The organism is Citrobacter sp. Cpo142 (genome assembly GCF_030332425.1).
Taxonomy (GTDB): domain Bacteria; phylum Pseudomonadota; class Gammaproteobacteria; order Enterobacterales; family Enterobacteriaceae; genus Citrobacter; species Citrobacter portucalensis.
The window spans coordinates 1-1,833 of the sequence record NZ_JAOWHW010000063.1 but is presented as its reverse complement, the minus strand read 5'-3'; the positions used below and the strand labels follow the sequence as shown (position 1 = coordinate 1,833).

Here is a 1,833-nt window from a genome sequence, read left to right as displayed (position 1 = left end):
TTGGTTTGGGAGAAGGTTCGGCATTACCCGTTGGTGTGCCTGTCCCGTGGCCTTCCGCCACTCCGCCAACAGGCTGGCTGAAATGCAACGGGGCTGCTTTTTCGGCTGAAGAATACCCGGAACTGGCAAAGGCTTACCCGACAAATAAATTGCCTGATTTACGCGGTGAATTTATTCGTGGCTGGGATGACGGACGTGGTGTGGATGCCGGGCGACAATTATTATCTTCACAGGGGGATGCAATAAGAAATATTGAGGGATTCGCAGATGGCGGGATCGGCATGTCTTTTGATGCAATCAGAGGGGCTTTTTACGATGCAGGAACACGATCAGCGATAATGGCGAATAACACAACTGCTATAGGCAAAACCGATGACCTTGGATTCGACGCCTCTCGTGTCGTGCCAACAGCTAATGAAAACCGTCCACGTAACATCGCCTTTAATTATATTGTGAGGGCTGCATAATGAAACCTGTTTTTGATGAAAATGGGCTGGCTACAGTACCGGGTAATATGCGTTGTTTTTATTATGAGGCAGTTACGTATGAATATACTGGCTGGTCTGATGAATATATTAATACTGGCGTAAGTATGCCCGCCTGTTCCACTGGTATTGACCCGGGCGAATACATTCCGGGAAGAGTGGCAGTATTTACGGGTAAGGGATGGAGCCATGAAGAAGACCATCGCAATGAGACTGTTTACTCAACAGAAAATGGCGTAGCTGTTACAGTGGATTATATCGGTGCCATCAAAGACGGTTATGTCACGCTTTCACCGTTAACGCCATACGATAAATGGGATGGTGAGAAATGGGTGACGGATACCGAGGCACAGCATAGCGCCGCACTAGACGCGGCAGAAGTAAAGCGCCAGTCGCTGATTGATGCTGCAATGGCTTCCATCAGTCTGATTCAGCTGAAATTACGGGCCGGGCGGAAGCTGACGCAGGCAGAAACCACCCGACTTAACGCTGTGCTGGATTACATTGACGCGGTGGAGGCAACAGATACCAGCCCCGCGCCTGATGTCATCTGGCCTGAACTGCCGGAGGCGTAGGCCATTCAATATCTGGCGCACTGGAAGTATCGACCAGTTCCAGTGCGTCCAGATAATCCAGCCACAAATTATATTGCACCAGTTCCTCACCTTTCAGGCGACCAATCGCCGCTTTACCAGGCCATTGCTTACTGTTTATGTATTCGTTGACCTGATTAATCAATTGCTGCTTTTTCAGTTCGGCTGCGGCAATTTGTTCCTCATGAGTTGGCGGTGGAATATCAATCCATGCAGGCATTCCGTCGATGACACCTCTGTATTTTCCTTCTGGTGCTTCCTTCATAAATTCGGCGGCAACAGTGTCGTCAATTTCGATTCCATCATCGGGCCATTCGCCGGATTCCTGATAAGCGATTTTAAGCTCCACAGGGAAAAACGCATTTTTATCGGCACTGAAAATATATTTCTGCATTTCTACCGTCCTATCGAAATATAACTGAATCTGTATTGCTGTGAGATATCACTGGTTGCCACACGCCACGCTGAATTACTGATATGTTCAAAATTTACAGACAAAACCTGCGGGGCAGGACTCGACGGGTCTGACTGAACGGCATCAGACATAACACTGACTGAAACCATCGGCTGATTAGGGAATGGTATAGGGAAGTGTCCACTGATAAAGCGGGTCGTGTTTCCTGAAAAAGTGCCAAACTGAACAATATATCCACCTGGTAGCCTGAACCATCCCGAACCAGAAGCGAATGCTCCCATATCCGGTATCTGATTATCTCCTGTGCCCACATCCCTTTTCGCCGCTTCTCCCAAACCAA

General features: G+C 48.5%; 4 protein-coding genes. 2 read left to right on the top strand and 2 right to left on the bottom strand.

The features are described 5' to 3' along the window. On the top strand, positions 1-467 hold a 467-nt coding region (locus tag OGY18_RS02940; RefSeq protein WP_286551665.1), incomplete at its 5' end, for a phage tail protein. Continuing rightward, positions 467-1,060, top strand: coding sequence for a tail fiber assembly protein (locus OGY18_RS02935; protein ID WP_150073819.1), 594 nt, complete (start codon positions 467-469; stop codon positions 1,058-1,060). The genes OGY18_RS02940 and OGY18_RS02935, both read left to right, overlap by 1 nt. On the opposite strand, the gene OGY18_RS02930 is transcribed toward OGY18_RS02935, so the two are convergent. After that, the gene (locus OGY18_RS02930) at positions 1,032-1,472 is read right to left on the bottom strand and encodes a tail fiber assembly protein (protein ID WP_001174920.1); all 441 of its coding nucleotides are present in this window, start codon (positions 1,470-1,472) and stop codon (positions 1,032-1,034) included. The two genes, OGY18_RS02935 and OGY18_RS02930, sit on opposite strands and share 29 nt — an antisense overlap. Positions 1,473-1,474: 2 nt before the next feature. Continuing rightward, the coding region (locus OGY18_RS02925; protein ID WP_032195102.1) for a gp53-like domain-containing protein at positions 1,475-1,833 on the bottom strand (359 nt) is incomplete at its 5' end.